Source organism: Planotetraspora silvatica, assembly GCF_016863315.1.
Classification (GTDB): Bacteria; Actinomycetota; Actinomycetes; order Streptosporangiales; family Streptosporangiaceae; genus Planotetraspora; species Planotetraspora silvatica.
Genome location: NZ_BOOQ01000107.1, coordinates 1 through 785 on the forward strand (window position 1 = coordinate 1; position 785 = coordinate 785).

General features: G+C 66.6%; 1 protein-coding gene. It reads left to right on the top strand.

Annotation, left to right across the window (positions count from 1 at the left end; translation table 11 throughout):
* Positions 1-785 (top strand): substrate-binding domain-containing protein (locus tag Psi02_RS39800; RefSeq protein WP_203981096.1); only part of this gene is annotated, 785 nt, incomplete at both ends.

A 785-nucleotide genomic window follows, 5' to 3' on the forward strand; every position in this document is an offset into this window, starting at 1 on the left:
ATGTCACGTTCAAGCCGGTCGAGCCGACCAACGACATCAACCAGCAGATCTCGGCGGTGGAGTCGCTGATCCAGGCCAAGGTCAACGCGCTGGTGATCCTGCCCAACGACGGTCAGCAGCTCAACCAGGTCGCCCGGGCGGCGATGGACGCGGGCATCCCGGTCATCAACCTGGACCGGGTCTTCCCGGACAAGTTGTCGTACCGGACCTGGGTCGGCGGCGACAACTACGGCATGGGTGTGGCCGCCGGTCACTACATCGGCGACCAGCTGAAGACCAAGGGCGTCGCGTCGCCGGTGATCCTGGAGATCCAGGGCATCGCGACGCTGCCGCTGACCCAGGACCGCAGCAAGGGCTTCGCCGACGCACTGAAGACCTACGGGTTCAGCGTGACGGCGCAGCAGGACGCGCAGTTCACGGTCGAGTCCGGGACCGAGGTCGCGGCGAACCTGCTGCAGGCGCACAAGAAGATCGACGCGATCTGGAACCACGACGACGACCAGGGCATCGGGGTGCTGGCCGCGATCAAGGAGGCCGGGCGCGACGAGTTCTTCATGGTCGGCGGCGCCGGATCGGCCAACGCGATGCGTGACATCCAGTCCGGCTCGTCGGTGCTGGAGGCCACGGTCACCTACAGCCCGACCATGGCGTCGTCGGCGATCAAGCTGGCACGGCTGATCGCACAGGGCAAGGGCATGACCGACCTGGTGGAGACCCAGGTCCCCCAGTCGATCACCCTGGCCTCCGAGACCGTCACCAAGGACAACGCCGCCAAGTACCTCCCC